The sequence below is a fragment of the Gammaproteobacteria bacterium genome, assembly GCA_016195665.1.
Classification (GTDB): Bacteria; Pseudomonadota; Gammaproteobacteria; order SURF-13; family SURF-13; genus JACPZD01.
The window spans coordinates 66192-90950 of record JACPZD010000024.1 but is presented as its reverse complement, the minus strand read 5'-3'; the positions used below and the strand labels follow the sequence as shown (position 1 = coordinate 90950).

Genomic DNA, 24759 nt, shown 5'->3' with positions numbered 1-24759 from the left:
GCTTCATTTAACCGGACCCTGTACATTTTGTGAAGTGGAAAATTTATGGACCATTCTGGCCCGCACCGTAACGGTGCAAAGTGGTGGGCCGTGTGCGGATCGAACGCACGACCAACAGATTAAAAGTCTGCTGCTCTACCGGCTGAGCTAACGGCCCAAATAATATAAAGTACGCGCAGCGCCTCGGCTCGCCCCCTTCTCCTCCGGGAGAAAGGATAGGGATGAGGGCAATCTCTTATTTTAATCGTAGCGCCTAGCGATTGCCATGGTTCTGCTCAAAAACCGTTGGTCGAGAAGGTTTTAAGATATGAAAATTGCCGCTTTGTCAGGGCGGTCCTGAATATTCCTTCGCAGATGGCTGAAAATGTACATCTTAATGTGCAACACTTACCTGAATACTGGATCAGAGGGTAACCTGGGTCAGTATTTGCGCAAATTTCGGATGCCGGTGCCGTGGATGCTGGAAACCGCCGACCTAAAACATGAACCACGCATTTAAATACAGCGTGTTGTTGTCGGATGCATTGCGGCCTGCCCCATCATAGTTGCTGCTGGCGCCGTTGAATTTCTGATAGGCGGTGTATTGCAATGTTAGCCTGATATCGCCCCAGGGCAGCTCGGGCAGGTAATTCAATTCCATGATGTAGCCACGGCTGTTGGGGCTGCCGCTGCTGCTTCCCGTAACCGCCGCCGGTGCGTAAAGCCCGGCATCCGTATCGCCGGTTGTGGAAAAATAGGCAAGCGCCGTCCCATACTTGCGTTGGTAGTAGTACATGAGCTTGGCATTGAATGTTTTGAGCACATCGGAAGGATTGGCCGCGCCGCCGGACGGAAACGTGGCGTTCCAGTCTTGTTTTTCGCGGATAAGGCTGGCCTGAGCGGAAAATCTGTGCGCGTCGGTGATAAATTGATACTGGGCGTCCACCCCGATATCCTTGAAGCGATCGGTGGGGCCGGTCGGGTTGGTGTTGTCCGGGTACTTATCCGCAATCAGGCCGAAGGCGCCCAGCATCAGGGAGTGGGTGTGGTTGTCCCAGTCGTTTTCGACCGCCAGGCGCCAATACGGCGCGAGCCCTTTCAATTCGTTACGGCCGCCCGCCGCCGCGTCCGTGCCGGTGCGAAATACCGACAACGCTCCATTGGCGGTGTGATAAGCGCTGAGCTCCGCATAAACGTTGTTATTCCAAAAGGTGTAGGCGCCCAGCCCGGCCACTTGCGCGGCAAGTCCGCCCTCAATCAGGGGCGAGGCGGTCGGCGTGATGGCAACGCTTGAACTGGCAAAAGGGAAACGCCATACCGGCGTGCTGTTCCAGATGTCCTGCACGGTCGGATTGTTGTTCAGGGTCAATCCATAGATCAACTCCTTCCCGTTGACGCGGGTGGTGTTCGCATAGCGGATGTCCGTGTTGTCTATTTGGGTATCGTGCGTCACGCCGTCGTAGGTCCATTGGGAGAACGCGCCGGAGTGATCGGTGATTTTACCGCCGTAGAACAAACTGGCGGCCTGTAACACGAACTCATTGTTTTTTGGAAACTCCGCAGAATCGATGCCCGCGAAATTCTTGGTTGATGTCATGGAGGCTTGTATCATGCCCGCCAATGGAAAAGCCTGTTTGCCGAGGGTATAACCGCGCAGCTTGAATTGCCGCCCGAACGGGGTAAGTTCCGGAAAGGTGACATGGCAGTCCGTGCAGTCCTTTCCGGTCTGACGTTCGAAGCTCGGCAAGGCATAGACGACGGAGGATGAGAACAACAGGACGACAAGGACGAGAACATGGGTTGCAAGCAGCAAGTTATTTATGCTTTTCTCAGGCATAATCGGCTCCTTTAAATGAGTATAATGACTGCGGCAAATTCAACAGTGCACCTTCGATCATCGGTCTGGAGGACAAGGTGCGGTAGCATCGCTGCCTCTTAGACGGCAAGTCAAAGCGGCGCAACTACACATACCTTAACCCAAGCACAACTTTAACCCAAGCACAACTATATCAGATTTACTTTCGCGAATTAATGGTCATTTCGTGCGGGTTTTATCTTGTAAGAAGACTAACCAAAAGTCCTGACCTTGGCGTTATTGATAGCGCGTAGGGTCGGCCACGCCGGCGGATTGAAAGCCCGCCACGCGCAAGCGACAGGCATCGCATCGCCCGCAGGCGCGGCCGTCGTCGTCTGCGGCGTAGCACGACACGGTGAGAGCATAGTCCACCCCAAGGCGCATCCCTTCCCGGATGATCTCGGCCTTGCTCAAATGGATGAGAGGGGTGTGGAAGGTAAACCGTCCTCCTTCCACGCCGGCCTTGGTCGCCACGCCGGCGAGTTTGGTGAAGGCCTCGATGAACTGCGGGCGGCAATCGGGATAACCGGAGTAGTCCACGGCATTGACGCCGATGAAGATGTCCCAGGCGTGCAGCACCTCGGCCCAGGCGAGCGCGAGGGCAAGGAAGATCGTGTTGCGCGCGGGCACGTAGGTAATGGGGATGCCGGTCGCTCCCGGCGTCCTGCCTCCCTCGACATTAGTTCTTCCCTGTACGTCACTGCTGGACGTAACCGGCACCGGGATGCTGTGCTCGGTGAGCGCGGAGCCGCCGATAGAGCTCAACTCCAATTTCAAAATCTTGTGGCCGGCCGCGCCCAGTTGCCCGGCGATGCGTGCTGCGGCGTCGAGTTCCGCGCGGTGGCGCTGGCCGTAATCGAACGTCAGGGCATAACACTCGAAGCCGAGGCCTTTGGCGATGGCTAAAGTGGTGGCCGAATCCATGCCGCCGGACAATAAGACCACGGCCTTGTTGTGGCCTGCGTTAAGAGGGATGACGGCGGCGTTCATTTGCCAGGCGTCTCGCCCCACAGATATTTATGGAGCTGGATTTGCAAACGCACCGGCAGGCGGTCGGCAAGTATCCAATCGGCGAGCACAGTAGCGTTAAGTTGTTGATGACTCGGCGAGAACAGTACTTCGCAGCGCGAGGTCAGATCGTATTCGCTCAGGATGTCTTTTGCCCATTGGTAATCGGCGCGGTCGCACAGCACAAACTTGATCTGATCGCGGGGTGAGAGACGGGCGAGATTACTGTAGAGATTTTTGTCCGCTTCGCCGGAGCCGGGCGTCTTCAGGTCCACCACCTTGATAACGCGGGGGTCTACCTGGGAAATATCCAATGCGCCGCTGGTCTCCAGCGAGACCTCGTAGTGCGCGTCGCATAACCGGCTGAGCAGGGTCAGGCACACCTTCTGAGCCAACGGCTCACCGCCCGTGACCGTGACATAATGCGGTTGATACCTTGCCACTTCCTTGAGGATGTCGGCGATACCGCGCCATTCCCCGCCGTGAAAGGCATAAGCGGTGTCACAGTAGCCGCAGCGTAACGGACAGCCGGTGAGGCGCACGAACACCGTCGGCAACCCCACCGTGCGTGTCTCGCCTTGCAGGGAATAAAAGATTTCGGTGACGCGCAGGCGTTGTTGCGCGACGGGATTTTCGGCTAGAACATCCGGAAGTACTTGTGACGGCATGGGATATTCTACTACAGGTGTTAGGGGGTGGGGCGTAAGGCGTGAGGAGCAACAGCACTTTACGCCTCACGCCTCACCCCTCACTCCTAACTCCTCACAGCCGTTAACGCCCTTCTTTCTGCATTTTGTCGAGGCGCGCCTGTGCGAGCTTGGCGGCGGCGGTGCCGGGATAGCGGCTGGCGACTTCGCCCAAGGTCTTGCGGGCCTTGGCCCACTCGCCCTGTTCATAATGGACAAAGCCGATCTTGAGGCTGGCGTCGGGCTGTTTGGGGCTGTTTGGGTAACGGTCGAGCAAGGTTTGGAAGGCCTGCTGGGCCTCCTTGAATTTACGGGTGACGTAGTAGGTCTCGCCCAGCCAATACTGTGCGTTGCCGGCGTTGGCGCCGTTTGGATAGCGTTTCAGGAAATCAAGGAAGGCCGCAATCGCCTTTTCGTAGCTGCCCTTCTTGAGCAGGTCAAAGGCCTGCTGATAGGCGGCCGCCTCGTTGCCGGCGTCAGTCGCCGCAGGTTGTAGTTCCGGGTTCTCGGCGTTGTCTGGGGCTGGTACCGTTGATGCCGGCGGGGCGCCTGTTGCGGACGGAGCAACCGGAGGGATGCCAGCGCCAACGGGCGGCGGCGTTGGCGCACTGCTGCGCTGTTCGAGTGCTTCGATGCGCCGCTCCAGCGCCTGCTGAGTTTCTTTCTGGCCGCGCTGAAATTGCTCGATCTGGTGACCTTGTTCCTCGATCTTGCCCCGCATGCGCTGCACTTCACGTTGCAGACTGTCCAGCCGGGAAAACAACTCTGCCAGGCTTTGATTGCGCGCCTGCTGTTCGAGGCGGGCGACACGCTCATCGAGCGTCAGTTCTTCATCGCGCGGCGCGCTCCAGGCGGCCGCGCCCAAGCTCAATAACACTAGGAAGAAACAAAGTAAGCGGATATCGCTTACTATGTTTCTTCCTAGTAAAAATCCCATTTTACTTACCCCCACCCTGTCTCTCCCCCTAGACAGGGGGAGTGAACGTATAGGAGAGTGTCGCCTTACTAATGAACTTCTTAGCAACCGCCCCGCCAATAGCGGGGGTGTTGCTCGCAGTGCCGTAAATGCCATTGCTATTATTTACGGTTGTAGACAAATTCCACGCGCCGGTTGAGCGACCAGGCTTCTTCATTATGCGCGGGATCGGCAGGCTTTTCCTCGCCGTAGCTGACGGTCTGGATCTGCTGCGCAGCGGCCCCCTCGGCCAACAACAACTGACGCACGGCGTTGGTGCGGCGCTCGCCCAATGCGAGATTGTATTCGCGCGAGCCGCGTTCATCCGCGTGTCCTTCCAGGGTCACCGAGGCATTGGCGTTGCCGGCCAGATACTTGCCATGCGCCGTAACGGTGGCGCGATCCTCGGCTTTGACATCGCTGCTGTCAAGATCGAAGTAGACGATGCGCTGCGACAACGGGCTGGACGGATCATCGAGCGGGTCGCCGCTGAAGGTTCCGCCTTCGGTCGCCGCCCCGGCCGTGGCGCCGCCTGCGCCGCTGCTGCGGTCTTCAACCTTGGCGCCGCCTTCCGGGGTAGCAGTCGTCTGACAGCCCCACAATACGATTGCAGATAAAATAATTAGTAACCCTTTGCTTAATAACTTCATAATCGCTCCTTAATGTTTTCAATTTAGTTGTGTAGCAACACGCTGTTCAAGGTTGAAGAGATTCAAAATCGGTTTTACGGCCGAACGGCGACCACACCGCCTCGCGCACATTGCCTTCCTGCAGGGCCAGCCGTTGCCGCACCCGCCCGTCCACGGAGACCGCCGCCAGCACGCCTTGATCTCCGGTCGCGTAGAGCACCATGCTGCCGTTGGGTGCGAAGCTCGGCGATTCATCGAGAGAACGCTCGCTCAACACCTTCACTTCGCCGCTGCTCAAGTCCTGCACCGCGATGCGGTAATTACCGCCTTCTCTGTGCACCATCGCCAGCATGGCGCCGTCGGGTGAAAACACCCCGCGGGCATTGTAGTCACCATTGAAGGTGACGCGCTGCGCCTCGCCGCCGCCAGCGGACATTTTATAAAGCTGCGGTTTTCCGCCCCGGTCGGAAGTAAACAGGATGGTATTACCATCCGGCGACCAAGCCGGTTCGGTATCGATCGCACTGTTGTCGGTGAGGCGTTGCAGGGCTTTGCTGGCCAAGTTTAGCACATAAATCTCGGGATTCCCGTCCTTGGAAAGCGTGAGCGCCAGCCGCCGTCCATCCGGCGACCAGGCCGGTGCGCCGTTCAGGCCCGGATACGAGGCAATCCGTTCACGTGAACCGGAGGCGAGCTCCTGGATAAAGATCTGCGGGCGGCGATTCTCGAACGAGAGATAGGCGAGCCGGGTACCGTCGGGCGACCAGGCCGGCGACAGGATGGGCTGCTTCGAGGTCAGGATAGTCTGCGGGTTGTAGCCGTCGGAGTCGGCCACTTGCAGGGAAAAACTGGCGGGCCCCGAGGTCGTCACGTAGGCGATGCGGGTATCGAAAGCGCCGGGCTGGCCGGTCAGTTTTTCATAGATAATGTCGCTGATTTGATGCGCGGTGCGGCGCAGTTCCCGGCTGGTGGTGCTGATGTTATAGCCCACCAGGCGGTCGCCCTTGAATACATTAAAGAGCTGGAATTGAACGCTGTAGCGATCCGCGCCGGCGGTGCGCACCTGGCCGATCACCAGGCCCTCCATGCCCAGCACGCGCCAGTCGGCGAAATTGATCTGCGCGGCCTGGTGCGGCTGCGCGATCATGTCCTGGCGCGGCAATGGCGAAAACCGGCCGCTGCGCGCGAGATCGTCGGCGATGATCTGCGCGACGTCTTCAGGTGCGGCGCGCCCGCCCTCATCGAAGGGCACGATGGCGACGGGCAATGCACCCTCTACGCCGCGAGTGATCTCAATGCTGAGCGGCGCCGCCTGGACGCCCGCCGCCAGGCCGGCCAACAGGCCGGTCAAAATCAAATACCCCACGGTAAAACCGTGGGGTATTTTCCTGTTTGATTTCGCTGCGCGCGGAGTAAATCCGCGCTTGCGACCAAAGGGGAGAACTGCGTCTCTCCCCTTTGGATACCCCATTGCGTTGTTTCCGCAGCATGCTGCGGAGTATGAATTAATTAAACGCAATAATGTCCTCATGGCTTGGTCCCTCAAGGTTTAAAGATGAAATTCAATTCCCGGAAATAGTCGAACAGCGCCGGGTCCGGCGGCAGCGGCAAGGGCGAGGCCTTGTACACCGCCGCCTCCACCGAGCGGTCGAAGGCCGTGTCGCCGCTGCTCGTCACCACCCGGGCGTTGAGCACCTCACCGCTGGGGGCGAGATTCACCATCACCGTGCACGACATGCCCAGCCGCGCCGTGGGCGGCCGCAACCAGTTCTGGGTGACCTCGCGCTGAATGCGCGCCACATATTGCGCGATCAACTGCTGATTCTGTTCGGCGCCGGCGGCCTGCTCCGCCGCAAGCTGCTGTTTCAATTGCTCTTCGGCCTCGCGGCGCCGTTGCGCCTCCTGCTCGGCCTTTTGACGTTTCTGCTCGTCAATTTTACGTTTGGTCTCCGCCTCCGCCAAGCGCTGCTGTTCCGTCTCCTTGCGCTGCTTTTCCTCTTCCGCGAGTTTTTTCTTCAGTGCTTCGGCGCGCTGTTCTTCCTCCTTACGCCTTTGCTCGGCGGTAAGTTGTTCCTGTTTGATTTTTTCCAGCCGCTCGGCCTCGGCCTTTTGCTGCTCGGCGTGCAGGCGCGCCTGCTCCTGACGCTGCTGCTCGGCGGCCTGCTGTTCCTGTTTGAGTTGCTCCAGCCGCGTGGCCTCGGTCTGCTGTTGCCGTTTTAATTCCTCCAAACGCGCGTGCTCGTCCTCGCGGGCCTTTTTAGCCTGTTCCGCCTGTTCCTCCAACCGTTTCTGGCGCTCCTGTTCCTGCTGTTTTTTCTGAACATCCTGTTGCGTGAGCTTCTCCATCTCGGCCTGCACCTTGGCCTCGTCCACCACGGTGGCCTGTATCACTTTCTGTTCTCCGGCCGGCTGCGGCGTCAGCTTCCAGTCCAGACTGATGACCAGCATGACGATCAGGGCGACATGCACCAGTATCGCCAAACTCAACGCGCGCAGATTGTTGCGGAGCAGCTTTAGCATGCAGTCATCGTTGTTTCGGCGCGGACTGTGCCGGTGATTCCGTCACCAGCCCCACGTTGGGGGCGCCCGCGCCTTGCAACAGTGACAGGGCCTCGACCACCTTGCCGTAATTTACGCCCTCGTCCCCGCGCACCAGGATGGGCGTGTCGGGTTGTCTGCGCAACACCGCGGCAACGGTCTGTACCAGCGCATCGGCCTCGATGGCCTGGTCGTGACGCTCGCCGATGTTGAGATAATACGCGCCGTTGGCATCCACCGTGACCACCACCGGTTCTTTCTTCTCCGGCGGCAGCGGCTCGGAGGCGGTCTGCGGCAGATTGACCTTCACGCCCTGGGCGAGCAGCGGCGCGGTAATCATAAAGATCACCAGCAGCACCAGCATCACGTCAATGTAGGGCACTACATTCATCTCCGCCATCGGCAGCCTGCGAGTGCGTTGTCGTTTCCCGTTCATGTATTAGCCGTGCGCCTGCCGCTGCAGAATGCTGGAAAATTCTTCCAAAAAAGTATCGTAGCGATTGATGAGCCGTTCAACATCGTTGGCAAAACTGTTGTAGGCGATCACCGCCGGGATGGCCGCGAACAACCCCATCGCGGTCGCGATCAAGGCCTCGGCGATGCCGGGCGCGACCAGGGCGAGGGTCGCCTGCTGCACGTTGCTTAAACCGCGGAAGGAATTCATGATGCCCCACACGGTGCCGAACAGGCCGATGTAGGGGCTGGTCGAACCGACCGTGGCGAGAAACGGCAGGTGGATTTCCAGGGTATCAATCTCGCGCGCCAGGGCCACCCGCATACTGCGCTGCGCACCTTCCACCACCGCCATCGGCTCGATGCCGGTCTGTTTATGCAGCCGCGCAAATTCCTTGAACCCGGCCTCGAAGATCGCCTCCGTCCCCGCAAGCCGCGGCGCGCGCGTAACCTGAGTATAGAGCGCATTCAGATCTTTGCCCGACCAAAAACGCTCTTCGAATTCCTCGGCCGCGAGCCGCGCCTGCTTGATGTCCGCGCGCTTGCGGAAGATGAACATCCACGATATCAGCGACGTGGCCAGCAACAGCAGCATGACGGCCTTCACAATCAGGCTCGCATTGAGCAACAAGTGGACGATGGATAAGTCAGTCGTCACGATTGATCTCCCTCGATATGGATGGTGGCACAGGCTGCGGCCGTAGCGTGGCGGCATCCAGACAGGCCAGCTTGACGCGGCCGCTGCACAAGACACTGTGATCGGCGCTATGGCTGATGGTTTGTTCCAAGGTCATACTGGCCTTGCCGCGCCGCACGATTTTTGAACGGATATCCAAGAGTTGATTAAAGCGTCCCGGCTTGAGGAATTCCATGTTGATGGAGCGTACCGCAAAGATTACGCCCTCGTCACGGGCGAGTACGTCCTGCTCGAAACCCAGGCTGCGTAGCCACTCGGTGCGCGCCCGCTCCATGAACTTGAGGTAATTGGAGTGATAGACCACACCGCCGCTGTCCGTGTCTTCATAATATACCCGAACCTGCCATAAGAATTCCTTCATCATCGCGATGCGCCGTTAAATTTGGAGTGGGTACGAACAGCGGCCTGTTGAAGGGAGTAGGCAAATCCTTAACCTGGAGTCAGCATATTATAGTGCAATAGACAGACAATCCGAGTAGAAATTCCCTATTGCGGGGATTAGGACTGCTCGCCGCCAAACAGGTCCGGCGTCCCTGCGGCGGGGGATGTCTGTGGCGGGCTGAGGCCGAAGTGCAGATAACTCGCGCGGGTCGCCACCCGGCCGCGCGAGGTGCGCATCATGAAGCCCTGTTGAATCAGAAACGGTTCCAGCACGTCCTCGATGGTGCCGCGCTCCTCGCCGATGGCGGCGGCCAGGCTTTCGATGCCGACCGGGCCGCCGTCGAATTTCTGAATCAGCGCCAGCAACAGCCTGCGGTCCATCATGTCAAAGCCGATGCTGTCCACATCCAGCATATCCAGGGCGCGGTCGGCGACCTCGGCGGTGATGCGCCCCTGTGCGCGTACCTGGGCGTAATCGCGCACCCTGCGTAACAACCGGTTGGCGATGCGCGGGGTGCCGCGCGCGCGGCCGGCGATTTGCGTCGTGCCTTGTTCGTCAATTTCTACATCCATGATACGGGCGGCACGCCGCACAATCTGTTGCAGATCCGCGACCGTGTAAAACTCCAGCCGCTGCACGATGCCGAAACGATCGCGCAGCGGCGAGGTGAGCAGCCCCGCGCGGGTGGTCGCGCCGACCAGGGTGAAGGGCGGCAGGTCCAGCTTGATGGAGCGCGCGGCCGGACCTTCGCCGATCATGATGTCGAGTTGATAATCTTCCAGCGCGGGGTACAGCACCTCCTCGACCACCGGGCTCAAACGATGGATCTCGTCCACAAACAGCACGTCGTTAGGTTCGAGATTGGTGAGCAGCGCCGCGAGATCGCCGGCGCGCTCCAGCACCGGCCCGGAGGTCTGGCGCAGCTTGACACCCAGTTCGTTGGCGATGATGTGCGCCAGCGTGGTCTTGCCGAGTCCGGGCGGGCCGAAGATCAGCACATGATCGAGGGCCTCGCCGCGCTGCTTGGCGGCGTGGATGAAGATCTCCATCTGCTCGCGCACCGGCGCCTGGCCGATGTCAGTAATTAAGACTACACTTCATGCTACGTCTCCGCCCCCTATTGAGGGGGCGGGACAGGGTGGGGGTAGAGTAAACAGGGTTTTTACTCAGGAGTCACATTATAACGTTGTAGCCTTATTTTCTGACTCCTGAGTAAATATACACCGCAGAGGACGCGGAGAATTAGGTTTTATTTCTCCTCCGCGTCCTCCGCAGTGAAGGTTTTATATCGGTCTGAGCATGCGCCAGGCTAGGTCTTCACCACCGACTGCAAGACCCGGCGGATAATTTGTTCGCTGCCAAGATCCGCAACCTCCAGCGCATGCACCATGCGGCTCGCCTCTTGAGGTTTATAACCCAGCGCCACCAGTGCGCTGATGGCGTCGGCGACCGGCGCAGACGTACCGCCGGCAACGGTGGTCTTACCCTCCAGGGTAATGACCGGCGGCGCATGCCAGTCGGCCAGACGATCGCGCATCTCCAGCACCAGGCGCTCGGCGGTTTTTTTGCCGATGCCGGGCAGGCGGGTGAGGCTCGCGCTGTCGTTATTCTGCACGCAGCGCACGAAACCATCAACGGAGATCCCGGACAAAATGGTGAGTGCGAGCTTGGCGCCGACGCCGCTCACCTTGAGCAGACTGCGGAACAGGCTGCGCTCCGCCTCCGTCGCAAAGCCGTAGAGCAGGTGCGCGTCGTCGCGCACCACGAGGTGGGTATGCAGGGTCACCGCCGCGCCCACCGCCGGCAACTCATAAAAGGTCGTCATCGGCGCCTCGAGTTCGTAGCCTACACCCTGCACATCGAGCAACAGCACCGGCACGCGCTTGGCAAGCAGGGTTCCGTGCAAGCGGCCTATCATTTCAGGGCGCCTCTAAAAATGCGTCTTTTGCTCCAATACTGTGCTGTACAAGGAAGTACGAATGTCGCGGGCGCAGGACGCGCAGGAGCGACCGTTGCAGCTTGTCTGCGCTGCTCACATACTGGCGTGTATGCTGTGCCGTACAGGGACGTACCAATGTCGCGGGCGCAGGACGCGCAGGACGCGCAGGAGCGACCGCTGCTCGACTGCGCTGCGCCTTGTCTTGAAGCAAAATCCGTCATTTTTAGATGGCGCCCTTCAGTCTGCGCCTCTGCCAGCTCTGCGCGCCGCCGATGTGACTCAGCACCTGTTGGGTGTGACAGTGGCACAACGCCACCGCGAGGGCGTCGGCGGCATCGGCCTGCGGGACGGCCGGCAACTTCAATAACACCTTCACCATGTGTTGCACCTGTTCCTTCGCGGCGTTGCCCTTGCCGACCATCGCCTGCTTGATCTGCGCGGGAGTGTATTCGTGCACCGGCAGGTTGAGGGTCGCGGCGGCGCAGATCGCCGCGCCGCGCGCCTGGCCGAGCTTGAGGGCGGAATCGGCGTTGCGGTGCATGAAGATCTGCTCGATGGCGAGCTGAGTGGGTTCGTAGGTGGTCACCAGTTCGCGGACGCCCTCGAACAAAATTCTCAAACGCTCGGGCAGCGCGTCTCCCGGTAAACGCACGCAGCCGCTGGCGACATAAGAGGCCGTGTTGCCGTTGACATCAATGATGCCGAAACCGGTGATGAGCGAGCCGGGGTCTATGCCGAGGATGCGCATCATCCCGCCTTGGCCAATACCTCGTCGGGAATGTCCGCGTTGGAATAGACGTTTTGCACGTCGTCGAGATCTTCCAACATCTCTTGCAGCTTGAGCATTTTCAGCGCGTCGCCGGTATCCAGTTTTGCGCTGGTGGAGGCGTGCATGGTGACCTCGGCCTGCGCAGGGTTAAACCCCGCATCGAACATGGCCTGTTTTACCTGCGCAAAATCGTCAGGCGCAGCGTACACGTCTACCGAGCCGTCGTCATTGGTGATCACATCCTGCGCGCCGGCCTCCAGCGCCGCCTCCATGATTTTATCTTCATCGCTGCCGGGCGCGTAGCTAAGGATGCCGAGCTTGGTGAACAGATAGCTCACCGAGCCGTCGGTGCCCAGGTTGCCGCCGCACTTTGTGAAGGCGTGGCGCACGTCGGCCACGGTGCGCACCCGGTTGTCCGTCATGCAGTCCACCATCACCGCCGCGCCGCCCGGCCCGTAACCTTCGTAGCGCACCTCTTCGTAGTTATCGCCTTCCTGCGCGCCCGCGCCGCGCTTCACCGCGCGCTCGACGGTGTCGCGCGTCATGTTGTTGACCAGCGCCTTGTCTATCGCCGTGCGCAACCGGGGATTGCTTTTAGCATCGGGCCCGCCGAGGCGTGCGGCGGTGGTGATCTCACGGATCAGCTTGGTGAAGATTTTGCCGCGCTTGGCGTCCTGCGCGCCCTTGCGGTGCTGGATATTAGCCCATTTACTGTGACCTGCCATGCTGCACAGTGTAGCATTAGCAGGGGGCGCACGAGAACTGCCGGTCGGGCGCCCTCTAAAAATGCGTCTTTTGTCTTTGTGCCGCGTTGAAATTCTGCTCGGAATGCTCATGTACTGGCGTGTACACTGCGCTTCCTCGCAGAATTTCGCCTTGCCTAAAGACAAAATCCACTATTTTTAGAGGCGCCCGGTATGTAAAAACCGGCACACCGCCTCGGCCACCTCGGCCGAGAACAGCATGCCGGTATGCGACACCGGCAAGGTCAGCTCGGCGTTAGCGCCGGGCACGCGGGTCTCCGCCACCGCCACCGTGCCGTCGTTGGGCTTGCCAAGGCCGGGCGCCAGCCAGCCCAATCCCAATGGCCGCGAGCCCGCAATCACCCCCAGCTCACGCCCGCCCGGCCACACCGGACCATTGCCACGCAATCCGCCTTCATAACTCTTACCCAACAGCCAGCGGGTGGCCGCGTGGCCGGCCAAGCCGCGCGCGGCATGACTCCCCGCATACGGCGTACCGAACAACACCACCCGGCCCGGCGGCAGATCCGGCTTATCTTTCAGCAAACGGAGAATGACCAGACCGCCCAGGCTATGGCCAACGAGATGGATCGCGGGTGCGCTCAGCGAGGCGAGCAGCATGCCGAGCCGCGCGGCGTTTTCGCTCACGGAGCGGGCGAGCGACAGGTAGGAAAAATGCACAACGGTAAAGCCGCAGCCGCGCAGCCGCTGCGCCAACAAGGTCATGGCGAGTCCCTTCATCCAAAGCCCGTGCACCAGCACCACGGTCTCATGCCTGCCGGCAATGGAATTAAGTAGCGGGTCTGTCTCGATGTTTCGATGCCTCTAAAAAAACCGCCCTGTTGCAGTCACTGCAACAGGGCGGTCTGAATACTACTACGGTCTTGTGCTAAACGCCCACGATATCCTTCTTCATGGGGCCGAGTATGCCCAACAGTTCGTTTTTCTCCTGCGCGGGCACCTTGAACTTGTCGAGGGTCTTCACCAGGTCTTCCACCAGTGCGCCGAACTCGGCATCGGTGATTTTCATCCCGGCATGGGCGGTCTTCATATCCAGGCCGGTGTAGGTGCAGGGGCCGCCGCTACCGGCGCAGATCTGCTCAACCAGCTTTTCCTTCAGATGGGGGATGTTGGCGTTGGCGAAACGACCGTTGATGCGTTTGTCTGCCGCGACGTTACCGATAAAGTCATCCACCACCGCAGTGATGGCGCCCTTGCCGCCCAGACGATCATAGAGACTCGCGCTGGGTTTTTGCATGGTCTCCGCACAGCCGGCCAGAATCATGCCCAGCACAACCAGTGCCGAGGCGATGAGCTTCATTGAAGTGTTCATGTTTTTCTCTCCTGATAGTAAGTTAATGGACATGTTGATAATTACTGTGACACCGTCGCTATTACGGGAGAGTACAGATTTTGGATGCAGCCTTATAACGCCAGCCACGGCCCTTGATACAGCACTGGCCCGGTCGGCTGGCCGGTGGGCGAACCGCCGCGCGGCTCCAGACTGACCGCGAGAGCCGTGGCGCTCGCCAGGATCTGATGCAATGGCCCGCTCAACGCGACGGTCTTGACGCCGCTCGCGGGCAGCAGACCCAGCGAGCGCGGCGGCTGACCCTTGGGCAGCGCCCACAATTCCAAGGCCTTGTCCGGCGCAACCGGCTCGGGCTGCACGGCCTTGATGGTCAGTTCGCCGGTCGCCTGCGCCACGCTCACCACCCAAACCGGGCGCGCCGCCGTGTCGCTCAGTACGGCGATATAACCCGGCGCGACCGGGGTGGGCGGCAACAAGCCGATGTAAATCAGCAAGGCCGCCGCCAAGGCCCCGGCCATGAGACCCGCCGGCCGCCAAAACTCCAGGCGTCGCCAGAGGCCAGGGCGCACCTTGCGTGGGGTGATGCGTTGTTGTATGCGTTGCCAAACCCGCTCCGGCGGCGCAACGGGCGGAATCGCCTCGGCCAGCGGTTGCAAATAGCTCTGCCAATCCACCACTATCATGCGCAGCCGCGCATCCTCGCGCAGCAGGCGCTCAAAGCGCCGCCGCGCGGCGCCGTGCAGGGTCCCCAGCACATACTCGCCGGCCAGCAATTCGCGCAAGCGTGGATCGCCGTAGTTCATCGTTCGAGACACCCTTTGAGTGCTTCGAGGCCACGCCGCACCCAACTCTTGATGGTGCCGAGCGGGCAGTTCATGTGACGCGCCAATTGCTCGTGGGTAAGTCCGTGATAATAGGCCAGCACAATGCTGTCACGCTGTTTAGCTTGCAAGCCCTCCAGACACTGGCGCAACAGCACGCCCTCGCGGTGACGCACCAGTTGCTCCAGGGGCGTGGGATCGGGGTCGGGCCACTGCTCCTCATCTATATTATCGTCCGCAAGATTCTCATGCTGGAGCCGCCGCAGGCTATCTATGCAGCGATGCCGCACGATGGTCGTCATCCAGGCGAGCGGCGCGCCCTTATCCTCCCGGTACTCCCGCGCATGATTCCAAATATTGACGAAACTCTCCTGCAAGACATCCTCCGCACTATCCCGTCTGCGTACTATACGCAGCGCGATGGCGAATAGTTGCGGGGCCGTGGCCCGATACAGGCGCGCCAAGGCCTGGCTGTCGCCGCGCGCGCAGTCGTTGAGCAATTGGACAAGATGACGGGACGACAACATGGGCCACGCACAGTGTTTATATAATGCAGGCACGTTGGCCTGCATCACCTATACGCAACAGCAGGGATTTTGGATGTTATGGACAGTCAGAGATAAAGCGGATGAAGAAATAAGGGGATGCACACCTTTCCTAATAATGCAATTATACAAGCCTGATCCCGTTACGCTACGTTATGACCCCGTTAGCGTTATTCGATCATCTTATGCCGAGAACTTATCGGGAAACTCAGCCAATTCCCCATTTTAATTCAGGTAATTCATCGAGAGAGCCGAGCTTAGACAGTGAACTTGAACGCAGCCAATCTTGAAGCTTGCTAGTAAGCTTTGAGTCACCCATTACATGAATGTCATTTTTTCTCACTGCATCATTAAAGCGCAGCTGGCAGGTCCAAATCTCAGCCATCGTTTTCAGGGAGCATTTTATAACAATATCAACATCGTAACCAGGATCACTCAAGCATAAGTCTATTTCACCATTTTCAGATACCAACCACCAAACGCGACCCCCTTTTGGTGCGTCTGGATATTCAAACTGCACAACGATGCGATAGTTTGGAAAAATTGCCGGATCGACGGTTCGACGCATATCCCACATCAATAAACCAGCATCCAAATCTATTTTGTTCAAATTGGAGCGAGCCCAACGGTGACCCCATGCGCCAAACAGTTCTACAATCGGGCGCAACTCTAACCCGGCGGGAGTCAGGCGGTATGTGTATTTCCCCTTGCTCCCGCATTGTTCTATCACGCCCGCCTCTATCAACTGTTTAAGTCGCGCAGACAGTAATGACGGTGACATCTTGGGCACGCCCCTTTTTATCTCATTGAAACGCGTACTTCCCGCAATTAATTCACGCACAACGATCAATGTCCAGCGCTCGCATAACAATTGGGTTGCTTGCGCCAAAGGACAGAACTGGCCATAAGAATTCATTTTGTACACTCCTCAGTTAATTCAGTAACTTGGTGTCGATTTGAACACTACAGATATTGTACTTCTGTATCTCTATGCTTAATGGTAGTTTATAAATGCTTCAATCACCAAGAAGGTTTTTATAAGTAAATGTTTTTTAACTTAGGAGAACTATCATGAGCGAATCACTTTTTGAAAGACTGGGCGGTATCGAAGGGATTACCAACATAGCGAATGACGTAGTTGACAATCATCTGGCAAATAAATTGATTGCCACAAGATTTTCTAACAGCGACATCCCTAAAATCAAGAACGCAGCCGCTACATTTTTTATCTCAGGAACAGGTGGCCCCGACGTTTACAAGGGAAAGGATATGTTAGCGGCTCATAAAGGAATGAATATTTCTGCCGCGGAGTTTATGTCGGTCTTGGATGATGCTTTAGCTGCTTTGAAGAAGAACAATATCGGTCAACGAGAGCAAGAAGAAGTCTTATTTGTACTCTACAGTATGCGGTCTCAAATTGTGCTAGTTTGAATAAGCCAGGGTCTTGTAGTGTCTCTGCGACGGCAGAACAGCGGCGTCAGGTCGTGCACCGCCATATTTGGCAGGACCGTCGTTTCGGAATAGATAAGATTGAGCTACCCCCGGTTTCACGGACACGTAGTTAAGCCGCCATCGCCTCGTAGCTCGCAGGACTCTTGAAACCCAGAGACTGATGGATGCGTTGCCGATTGTAAAAAGCGGGATAAGGGGTTAAGTCTAGCTTAGTAGCACGACGGTGAGAAGAATTGTTCGAGGAGTCAGACGATGTGCATCTTCACTGTCTGTGCTATTCGCGTGAAAATTCGACGGATGGAATTTTCAGAGTTTCCATAGGAGAGAAACGTGAATACTCAGTCTAACTAATGGGCGCCGAAATTGCCCAAGCGCTACAGCGTGAGTTAAAGAAGCAGAATTACGAGATCGTTTATCTTTCCGACCAGCGGCCGGCGATAAAAAATGAAAATCAGGCTGACTATTCAGCCATCCGAACCGATGCCGACGCAATACTGGACGTGTGGTATGTCGCCGTCGGTTACCTCTCTACCGCAAACTCATTCGACTATAAGCCGTGGGTGAGGGTGAGCGCGCGCCTGGTATCCGCCAAGGATCATTCCCAATTGTATTTTCGAGCATTTAACTATGGCGCGGATCTAACGTCCGAGGGCATTGAAAACGTCGGTGCCGATCCAAAATACGCGTATCGTAATTTTGATCTGTTGATGAGCAAGGCGGACGAGTCCGCGGAGGGCGTCAAATCTGGGCGACAGAAATCGTAGCGAGCGGGTTTCAGGCGGGGGCGGCGGAGCGCAGGAACCGGAGTGTACATAGAAGTACATGAGGATTCCGAGCACCGCACGCACCCGCATCAAAGACGCGCAGTAGATTTATGGCGCTATGTATAGTTTCTGATTAGTAGCAATGGATACATAACGCTCAATAGCACCGGCTGATGGATGAGATAAATCGCCAGACTGTGCCGCCCTGCCCAAGCTAAAATTTTGCCATGCGTTCCAACCGGTTGCCAGGCTGCGAACCTTGGCAACGGTGCTCGATGATAAATCGCCTTGCCTGCAAATATGCCGATCAGCACCACCCCGAACCAAGGCAGCAGCGGGACGTAATCCTCGGTGACGGGTTTGTAGGTCATCAGTCCAAACCACTGCAACCAGGGTTGGTTGAAAAGTTCGTTCTGATAAATGAGGCCGAAGATAATCAGGCTTGCGCCGGCAACGAGATTGATCCAGTAAAAATGCACGAAAGGCAGAGCGAGTACGCTGGCCACCACGATGAAGTGCAGCACGCCGAAAAAAATCATGCTGGCCGGGAATAACAGATAGCTGCCGAGGCTCACCAGCCCGGCGGAGGCCAGCAGCAGCGCCAGCCGGCGCAGGTAGGGACGCCAGCGCAGGCCGTGCCGCGACGCGAGCATGAGACTCATCCCCATCACTCCCAGGAACAGGCTCACGATCAGGCTGCGCAGGCCCAGCCAGAACAGGGTGTGGTTAAAATCAATAGACAGCACGCCGAAGTAAACGAGATCGAAGCAGAAGTGGTAAGCAATCATGAGTGCGATGGCGGTTCCACGCACGGCATCCACCCAGGGATAACGTGGGCGGATTGGAACTTTGGCGGTCGGGTGTTGCCCCATGCTTATGCTCAGGTTATGCAGGCTGTACGGGAGAGAACTCTGTGCGTCATCGTTAAGCAATGCAAGCCCGCTGCATCTCAGAGAGACCGCCGTCGCCGATTTTGCGCCCGAATTGAGCCCATGAACCGGGCGGTTTCTCCCTCATCCGGCCCTTCGGGCCACCTTCTCCCGCCAGGGGAGAAGGAGAGTCGGTGCGGCCTTCGGCCGCAGGTTCATGTATAGGGGTGGAATCGGACTGATAACTAGGCTATCTTTAGGCGCAGTTCTGCTATAGTTTTTCCCATAGGCCAGTCTTCTCACCCTAGCACGTTGTTCTGTATACGCCGGATCCAGCGCGGCACTATGTTATAATTCATCGTCTTACCACAACAATTATTATCTTAATCAGACCTTTAGGCACGCGTTAGATTGAAACTGAACTGGAAAAGCGGCTTGATACCGTCGCAGTGGCAGGGACCCTACCTCGACTATTTGCCGGTCATCGCGGGTCTGCTGCTGGCGCTGGGGGTGGGGCACAGTCTCGCGCAGTTGACCTGGGCGCTGTGGTCGGGGCCGCGTTACGCCTATCAGGTTCCCGCCATCCCGCTGGGGGGTCCCGGCACGGCGGCCGCGCCCGCTCAAATCTTACCGGAGATCAGCGCCCTGCACCTGTTCGGCAAGTTTGAGCCCCCCAAGGCGCCGGCCGCGCCCGCGGAGATTCCGGTAACGCCACTCAATCTGCTGCTGCGCGGTGTGATTGCCGCCGACAATCCGGCCAGCGCGCGGGCGATCATCGCGGATCAGGGCGGTAAGGAAGATTACTATGCCATCAATGCCGAGTTGCCCGGCGGGGCGAAGCTAAAGGAAGTCTACACGGACCGGATCATCCTGGTGCGCAATAATCAGGATGAAGTGTTGCGCCTGCCCAGGGAGGGTACGGATGCGAACATCCCTGTGGCGGTGCCGGTCGATGCTGTGCCGCCGCCTCCGCCCGCGCCTGTTCCCGAGCCGCAGCAGCCGCCCGTCCCTGTCCCCGCAGCGTCTGCCGCCGGGACTAAAGCGCCCAGCCCGGAACAGAATGCGGAGACCCTTTCGATATTGCGCAGCTATCGGGATGCCCTGCAGACCAATCCTCGGGTGCTGGCGGGCGTGGCAAAGGCCGAGCCGGTGACTGAGGGAAGCCGGCAACTGGGCTATCGTATCAACGCCGGCAACGACCCTACCTTTTTGCCGCGCTTTGGCCTGGAGCCTGGGGATATAATCACGACGGTTAATGGGGTCGTGCTGGATAATCCGGCCAAGGGGCTGGAGGCGGTAGGCAAACTGGGCTCAGCCAGTCAGGTGAACATCAGCATTCTCCGTAACGGCCAGCCCAGGACGATGTCCTTTAACCTTAACCAATGAACTGGACCCACTCATGTGCAATAAAAAATTAGCTCTGGTTGCGGTATTGCTCGGAGTATTGCTAGGCGTCAGCCGCTGGGCGCTGGCTGAGCCGGTGACTTTGAATTTTAAGGATGCCGACATCCGCGCAGTGATTGGTACGGTATCCGAGATCACCGGCAAAAACTTTATCGTGGACCCGCGCGTCAACGGCAAGATCAGCATCATTTCTTCCAAGCCGATGGAGAAAGAGGACATCTACGCTCTGTTCGAATCGGTGCTGGAGGTGCACGGTTTCGCCGCCGTGCCGAGCGGCAAGGCCATTAAAATAGTGCCCGACGCCAACGCCAAGTTCGGCGCCATCCCCACCACCACCGACGCCGAGCCCGGCGAAGGCGATGAACTCGTGACCCGGGTGGTCGAGCTCAATAATGTGTCGTCCGCCCAACTGGTGCCGATCATCCGGCCGCTGGCGAGCCCGCAGGCGCACATGGCGGCGTTTCCGCAGGCCAATATGCTGGTCATATCCGATCGCGCCGCCAACATCGAACGGCTGGTCAAAATCATTCGCCGCATTGATCTGCCCAGCAGCGATGAGCTGGAGGTCATCCCGTTGCATCACGCCTCGGCGGTCGAGATGGCGCGCATCCTGACTACCCTGGAACAGCAGAGCAAACGCAACGATCCCACCGCCAAACAGACCATCATCCTCTCCGACGAGCGTACCAACAGCATTCTGATTAACGGCGAGGGCAAAGACCGGCTGCGCCTGCGCGCCACGATTTCGCACCTCGACACGCCGACCGAGGACGGCGGCGGCAATATCCACGTGGTCTATCTGCGCTATGCCAAGGCCTCTGATCTGGTGCCGGTGTTGACCGGTGTGGCCAAGAGTAAACCCGTGGTAAGCACCGGCCCAAGGGCAGCGGATGCAGTGTCTCCCGCGCCGGGCGTCCCGGCGACGGTGGACTTCGGCCCCCCGCAGAACGCACCTGCTCCGGGCCAGCCGCCTCTGCCTACCCCCCTCATCCCTGAGCCCGTCATCGGTGGCGGCAGTAGCGGCGCCAATGTGACAATCAGCATTCAGGCCGATGAGAGCGCCAACGCCCTGGTCATTACAGCGCCGGCGGGGATATTCCGCGCCCTGGAATCGGTGATAAGGCAACTCGATGTGCGCCGCGCCCAGGTGCTGGTTGAGGCGGTGATCGCCGAGATCTCCACGGACAAGTCCGCCAATCTGGGTATCCAATGGGCCTACGACGGCACGGGCGACGGCTCCGGCCCGGTGGGTATCAGCAACCTGCCCGGTTCCGGCAACAGCCTGGTCGGCATCATCACCAGTATAGTCGGTAAGCAGGTTCCCTCGATCGGTACAGGCGTGACCCTGGGGACGGCCAAAGTGACTGGCGCCACCAATTTCGCCTTGCTGCTGCAGGCGCTGGCCTCCGATGCCGATACCAACGTGTTGTCCACCCCGACCCTGGTGACCATGGACAACGAGCAGGCCGAGATCGTGGTCGCGCAAAATGTGCCCTTCATCACCGGCCGGTTCACCCCCCCAGTCGGCACCGGCCCCTCCACCGCCAACCCCTTTCAGACCATTGAGCGCAAGGATGTCGGTCTCACGCTCAAGGTGAAACCGCAGATCAACGAAGGCGATGCGATCAAGCTGGAACTCACCCAGGAGGTCTCCAGCCTCGCGGCCTCGGTAACCGGGGCGAGTGATTTGGTTACCAACAAGCGCTCTATCAAGACCAGTGTGATCGTGGACGACGGCAAGATTCTGGTGTTGGGCGGCTTGATCCGCGACGATCAACTGGAGAGCGTGCAGAAGATCCCCGGCCTGGGCGATCTGCCGCTGGTCGGCGCGCTGTTCCGTACCACCAGCAGCACCTTGCGCAAGACCAACCTGATGGTGTTTCTGCACCCCTCCATCATCCGTGACGCCGCCACCGGTGACCGCTTGACAGGTGAGAAGTATAATTATATCCGCGCCAAGCAACTGGAGAGCACCGCGGACGGCGTCTCGCTCATGCCGGATGAAAAGCCCTCCGAATTGCCGCCGATCGAGGATCGTTCGTTGACTCCGAGACCCAGCCCTGATACACCCGGCGAGGACACCGCGCCCTTACAATGAGACTACTGACTCCCATCACGCCACCCGTAGCGCCGCCCGTGCAGGGCGAGACGGCCGCGCCGCTGGCGCCGCCGGAACCCGCGCTGCGGACGCCGCGCCTGCCGTTCGTGTACGCCAAGCGGCACGGCGTGCTGGCGACGGGTGTGGACAACGGCCGCATCGTCATCGTCTGCCGTCCCGGCGTGACGGCGTTCACGCTTGCCGAGTTGCGCCGCCTGCTGGGTCAGCCTATCACCTTGCAAAAAGTGACGGCCGAGGCCTTCGAGACTTTGTTGCAGCGCGGTTACGAGAACGACAGCAGCGAAGCCATGGCGATGATGGGCGAGATCGGCGAAGACATGGACCTGTTCCGCGTCGCCCAGCAGCTCGCCGAGCCGGAAGATTTGCTGGAGAGCGAAGACGATGCGCCCATCATCCGGCTCATCAACGCGCTGCTCACCGAGGCCATCAAGGAAAATGCCTCGGACATTCACATCGAACCCTTTGAAGAACGCCTGGTGGTGCGCTTCCGCGTGGACGGTGTGTTGCGCGAGGTGCTGGAGCCGAAACGCGCGCTCGCACCGCTGCTGGTGTCGCGCATCAAGGTGATGGCGAAGCTCGACATCGCCGAAAAGCGCCTGCCGCAAGACGGACGCATCAGCCTGCGCATCGCCGGCCGGCCGGTGGACGTGCGCGTCTCCACCCTGCCCTCCGGGCACGGCGAGCGCGTGGTGTTGCGTTTGCTCGACAAGCAGGTGGGCCGTTTGGATTTACAACACCTGGGCATGCCGGACGCGGTGCAGGCTACCCTCGATAAGCTCATCCACTTGCCGCACGGCATCGTACTGGTGACCGGGCCGACCGGTTCGGGCAAGACCACCACGCTCTACGCCGCGCTCACCCGCATCAATGACAGCAAGCGCAATCTGATGACGGTGGAGGACCCCATCGAATATTTTCTGGACGGCGTCGGTCAAACCCAGGTCAATACCAAGGTGGAGATGACCTTCGCGCGCGGCCTGCGCGCGATCCTGCGCCAGGACCCCGACGTGGTGATGGTGGGCGAGATTCGCGATCTCGAAACCGCGCAGATCGCGGTGCAGGCGAGTCTCACCGGTCACCTGGTGCTGTCCACCCTGCACACCAACAGCGCGGTGGGCGCGGTGACACGCCTGCGCGACATGGGCGTGGAGCCCTTCCTGCTCTCGTCGAGCCTGGTCGGTGTGCTCGCGCAACGCCTGGTGCGCCTGTTGTGCACGCACTGCAAAAAACCCTATCAGGCCAACGCGGTGGAGTGCGGGGCGCTCGGCGTAGCGCCCGCCACACCGCCTACGCTATACAAGGCCATGGGTTGCGCGCGCTGCAATCAGCTCGGTTATCGCGGCCGCACCGGCATCTACGAGATGATCACGGTGGACGACAAAATGCGCGAGATGATCCACGACGGCACCGGCGAGCATGGCCTGGAGCGCTATGCCCGCACCCACTCAGCCAGCATCCGCGATGACGGCATGCGCCGCGTGCTGACTGGCGATACCACTTTGGAAGAAGTGCTGCGGGTAACACGTGAAGATTAGATACAAGATACAAGTTACAAGTTACAAGAGAAAAAAGGGCATTACTTGTATCTTGTATCTTTTACCTTGTCCCTGCCTTTAACATGGCTGCCTTTGAATTTGCCGCATTAGACACCACCGGACGCAACCGCAAGGGCGTGCTGGAGGGCGACACCCCGCGCCAGGTGCGCCAGCAGTTGCGTGAAAAGGGCTGGACGCCGCTCAACGTCGAGGAGGTGCGTCAGAAAGAGGCGCGTGATCGCGGTGGTGTGCAATTCAGCTTCCAGCGCGGCGTCAGCGCCACCGACCTGGCGCTCATCACCCGGCAACTGGCGACGCTGGTGCGTTCCGGGTTGCCGATCGAAGAGAGCCTGCGCGCCGTTTCGCAACAGACCGAAAAGGCGCGGCTGAGCAACATGCTGATGGCGGTGCGCTCGCGCGTGCTGGAGGGTCATTCGCTCGCCGCCGCGCTCGCCGATTTCCCGTCCGTGTTCGATGACCTGTTTCGCTCCACGGTCGCCGCGGGCGAGCAGTCGGGTTATCTGGACGTGGTGCTGGAACGGCTGGCCGACTACACCGAGGCGCGCCAGCAGATGCGCCAGAAGATGATGCTCGCGCTGATCTACCCGGTGCTGCTCACCGGCGTCGCCATCCTGGTGGTGACGGCCCTGCTTGCCTACGTGGTGCCGCAGGTGGTGCAGGTGTTTCAGAATATCGGCCAGCAACTGCCGGTGCTGACGCGCGGGCTGATTGCATTGAGCGGGTTTATCCGCGATTACGGCCTGGCGATCCTGGCGCTGATCATTGCCGCCGTGGCGGGTTTCAGGATGCTGATGCGCTATGAAGGGCCGCGCTTTCGTGTTCACAAACTGCTGTTGTCGGCGCCGCTGGTTTCGCGGCTGGTGCGCGGGCTTAATGCGGCGCGTTTCGCGCGCACCTTCAGCATTCTCACCGCGAGCAGCGTGCCGGTCCTTGAGGGTTTGCGCATCTCCGCGCAGGTGATGTCCAATCTGCCGATGCGTAAGGCCGTGGAGGAGGCCTCCGCCAGGGTGCGCGAGGGCGCCAGCCTGCACACGGCGCTGGAGCGCAGCCGTTACTTTCCGCCGATGACCATCCATCTGATCGCCAGCGGCGAGGCCAGCGGCACGCTGGATGCGATGCTGGAACGGGCGGCGCAGAGTCAGGAGCGCGAGATGGAAACCCTGATGGCCGCGCTGGTGGGCCTGTTCGAGCCGGCGCTGATTCTCGCAATGGGCGGTATCGTGTTGCTGATCGTCATCGCTATCCTGTTGCCCATATTCGATTTGAACCAAATGGTGAAATGAA

At 59.4% G+C, this 24759-nt stretch carries 26 protein-coding genes, 1 tRNA gene and 1 other RNA gene; 6 read left to right on the top strand and 22 right to left on the bottom strand.

The genetic code is table 11. The features are described from left to right. Positions 1 to 81: 81 nt before the first annotated feature. The 20 genes from HY028_06700 to HY028_06605 all read right to left on the bottom strand — a co-directional run bounded on the left by HY028_06700 (position 82) and on the right by HY028_06605 (position 16227). Positions 82 to 157: transfer RNA gene (locus HY028_06700), tRNA-Lys, on the bottom strand. A gap of 318 nt (positions 158 to 475) precedes the next feature. Further along, on the bottom strand, positions 476 to 1726 hold the full coding sequence (locus HY028_06695; protein ID MBI3344524.1) for a cytochrome C: 1251 nt from the start codon (positions 1724 to 1726) through the stop codon (positions 476 to 478). Between the two features lie 345 nt (positions 1727 to 2071). Continuing rightward, positions 2072 to 2824: a 7-cyano-7-deazaguanine synthase QueC gene (queC, locus tag HY028_06690; GenBank protein ID MBI3344523.1), complete on the bottom strand. Its 753-nt coding sequence runs from the start codon at positions 2822 to 2824 to the stop codon at positions 2072 to 2074. Further along, entirely contained in the window at positions 2821 to 3510 is a 690-nt protein-coding gene (gene queE / locus HY028_06685) for a 7-carboxy-7-deazaguanine synthase QueE (GenBank protein MBI3344522.1), read from the bottom strand. Before queE ends, queC begins: the two co-directional genes overlap by 4 nt. Positions 3511 to 3613: 103 nt before the next feature. Continuing rightward, positions 3614 to 4465, bottom strand: a complete 852-nt coding sequence (gene ybgF / locus HY028_06680; protein ID MBI3344521.1) for a tol-pal system protein YbgF — start codon at positions 4463 to 4465, stop codon at positions 3614 to 3616. Positions 4466 to 4605: 140 nt separating this feature from the next. Continuing rightward, positions 4606 to 5133, bottom strand: coding sequence for a peptidoglycan-associated lipoprotein Pal (gene pal, locus HY028_06675; GenBank protein ID MBI3344520.1), 528 nt, complete (start codon positions 5131 to 5133; stop codon positions 4606 to 4608). 46 nt (positions 5134 to 5179) lie between these two features. Further along, positions 5180 to 6583: a Tol-Pal system beta propeller repeat protein TolB gene (tolB, locus tag HY028_06670; GenBank protein ID MBI3344519.1), complete on the bottom strand. Its 1404-nt coding sequence runs from the start codon at positions 6581 to 6583 to the stop codon at positions 5180 to 5182. Between the two features lie 71 nt (positions 6584 to 6654). After that, positions 6655 to 7632: a cell envelope integrity protein TolA gene (tolA, locus tag HY028_06665; protein MBI3344518.1), complete on the bottom strand. Its 978-nt coding sequence runs from the start codon at positions 7630 to 7632 to the stop codon at positions 6655 to 6657. A gap of 4 nt (positions 7633 to 7636) precedes the next feature. Further along, positions 7637 to 8086, bottom strand: a complete 450-nt coding sequence (gene tolR, locus HY028_06660) for a protein TolR (protein ID MBI3344517.1) — start codon at positions 8084 to 8086, stop codon at positions 7637 to 7639. 3 nt (positions 8087 to 8089) lie between these two features. Continuing rightward, complete coding sequence (tolQ, locus tag HY028_06655) at positions 8090 to 8761, bottom strand: protein TolQ (GenBank protein MBI3344516.1); 672 nt, start codon at positions 8759 to 8761, stop codon at positions 8090 to 8092. Continuing rightward, on the bottom strand, positions 8751 to 9161 hold the full coding sequence (ybgC, locus tag HY028_06650; protein MBI3344515.1) for a tol-pal system-associated acyl-CoA thioesterase: 411 nt from the start codon (positions 9159 to 9161) through the stop codon (positions 8751 to 8753). Before ybgC ends, tolQ begins: the two co-directional genes overlap by 11 nt. Positions 9162 to 9298: 137 nt before the next feature. After that, entirely contained in the window at positions 9299 to 10231 is a 933-nt protein-coding gene (ruvB, locus tag HY028_06645; protein ID MBI3344514.1) for a Holliday junction branch migration DNA helicase RuvB, read from the bottom strand. A gap of 260 nt (positions 10232 to 10491) precedes the next feature. After that, a complete protein-coding gene (ruvA, locus tag HY028_06640; GenBank protein ID MBI3344513.1) occupies positions 10492 to 11100 on the bottom strand; it encodes a Holliday junction branch migration protein RuvA in 609 nt (202 codons plus the stop codon). A gap of 244 nt (positions 11101 to 11344) precedes the next feature. Continuing rightward, a complete protein-coding gene (ruvC, locus tag HY028_06635) occupies positions 11345 to 11872 on the bottom strand; it encodes a crossover junction endodeoxyribonuclease RuvC (protein MBI3344512.1) in 528 nt (175 codons plus the stop codon). Continuing rightward, positions 11869 to 12615, bottom strand: a complete 747-nt coding sequence (locus HY028_06630; protein ID MBI3344511.1) for a YebC/PmpR family DNA-binding transcriptional regulator — start codon at positions 12613 to 12615, stop codon at positions 11869 to 11871. The genes ruvC and HY028_06630 overlap by 4 nt, the downstream gene beginning before the upstream one ends. Positions 12616 to 12792: 177 nt before the next feature. Beyond that, positions 12793 to 13374, bottom strand: coding sequence for an alpha/beta hydrolase (locus tag HY028_06625; GenBank protein MBI3344510.1), 582 nt, complete (start codon positions 13372 to 13374; stop codon positions 12793 to 12795). Positions 13375 to 13522: 148 nt separating this feature from the next. Beyond that, a complete protein-coding gene (locus HY028_06620) occupies positions 13523 to 13966 on the bottom strand; it encodes a group 1 truncated hemoglobin (protein ID MBI3344509.1) in 444 nt (147 codons plus the stop codon). A 92-nt stretch (positions 13967 to 14058) separates the two neighbouring features. Further along, positions 14059 to 14748 carry an anti-sigma factor gene (locus tag HY028_06615; GenBank protein MBI3344508.1) on the bottom strand — a complete coding sequence of 230 codons (690 nt, stop codon included), beginning with the start codon at positions 14746 to 14748 and terminating at the stop codon, positions 14059 to 14061. After that, a complete protein-coding gene (locus HY028_06610) occupies positions 14745 to 15293 on the bottom strand; it encodes a sigma-70 family RNA polymerase sigma factor (protein MBI3344507.1) in 549 nt (182 codons plus the stop codon). Before HY028_06610 ends, HY028_06615 begins: the two co-directional genes overlap by 4 nt. A 226-nt stretch (positions 15294 to 15519) precedes the next feature. Then, the gene (locus tag HY028_06605; GenBank protein ID MBI3344506.1) at positions 15520 to 16227 is read right to left on the bottom strand and encodes a helix-turn-helix transcriptional regulator; all 708 of its coding nucleotides are present in this window, start codon (positions 16225 to 16227) and stop codon (positions 15520 to 15522) included. A gap of 155 nt (positions 16228 to 16382) precedes the next feature. On the opposite strand from HY028_06605, the gene HY028_06600 reads away from it, so the two are divergent. Together HY028_06600 and HY028_06595 are read left to right on the top strand one after the other, a co-directional pair. Further along, a complete protein-coding gene (locus tag HY028_06600) occupies positions 16383 to 16742 on the top strand; it encodes a group 1 truncated hemoglobin (GenBank protein ID MBI3344505.1) in 360 nt (119 codons plus the stop codon). A gap of 371 nt (positions 16743 to 17113) precedes the next feature. Further along, positions 17114 to 17527: a hypothetical protein gene (locus tag HY028_06595; GenBank protein MBI3344504.1), complete on the top strand. Its 414-nt coding sequence runs from the start codon at positions 17114 to 17116 to the stop codon at positions 17525 to 17527. Here the strand turns inward: HY028_06595 and HY028_06590 are convergent. Both HY028_06590 and HY028_06585 read right to left on the bottom strand, forming a co-directional pair. Further along, a non-coding RNA gene (locus HY028_06590) (sX9 sRNA) lies at positions 17514 to 17587 on the bottom strand. The two genes, HY028_06595 and HY028_06590, sit on opposite strands and share 14 nt — an antisense overlap. A 56-nt stretch (positions 17588 to 17643) precedes the next feature. Continuing rightward, the gene (locus HY028_06585) at positions 17644 to 18399 is read right to left on the bottom strand and encodes a DUF1624 domain-containing protein (GenBank protein MBI3344503.1); all 756 of its coding nucleotides are present in this window, start codon (positions 18397 to 18399) and stop codon (positions 17644 to 17646) included. A 432-nt stretch (positions 18400 to 18831) separates the two neighbouring features. Here HY028_06585 and HY028_06580 point away from each other — a divergent pair, with 432 nt between their 5' ends. From HY028_06580 to gspF, 4 genes are all read left to right on the top strand, one after another. Next, a complete protein-coding gene (locus HY028_06580) occupies positions 18832 to 19782 on the top strand; it encodes a hypothetical protein (protein ID MBI3344502.1) in 951 nt (316 codons plus the stop codon). A 13-nt stretch (positions 19783 to 19795) separates the two neighbouring features. Continuing rightward, positions 19796 to 21898 carry a type II secretion system secretin GspD gene (gene gspD / locus HY028_06575; protein MBI3344501.1) on the top strand — a complete coding sequence of 701 codons (2103 nt, stop codon included), beginning with the start codon at positions 19796 to 19798 and terminating at the stop codon, positions 21896 to 21898. Beyond that, positions 21895 to 23454, top strand: a complete 1560-nt coding sequence (gene gspE / locus HY028_06570) for a type II secretion system ATPase GspE (protein MBI3344500.1) — start codon at positions 21895 to 21897, stop codon at positions 23452 to 23454. The genes gspD and gspE overlap by 4 nt, the downstream gene beginning before the upstream one ends. 83 nt (positions 23455 to 23537) lie before the next feature. After that, the gene (gspF, locus tag HY028_06565; GenBank protein MBI3344499.1) at positions 23538 to 24758 is read left to right on the top strand and encodes a type II secretion system inner membrane protein GspF; all 1221 of its coding nucleotides are present in this window, start codon (positions 23538 to 23540) and stop codon (positions 24756 to 24758) included. Position 24759 lies beyond the last annotated feature (1 nt).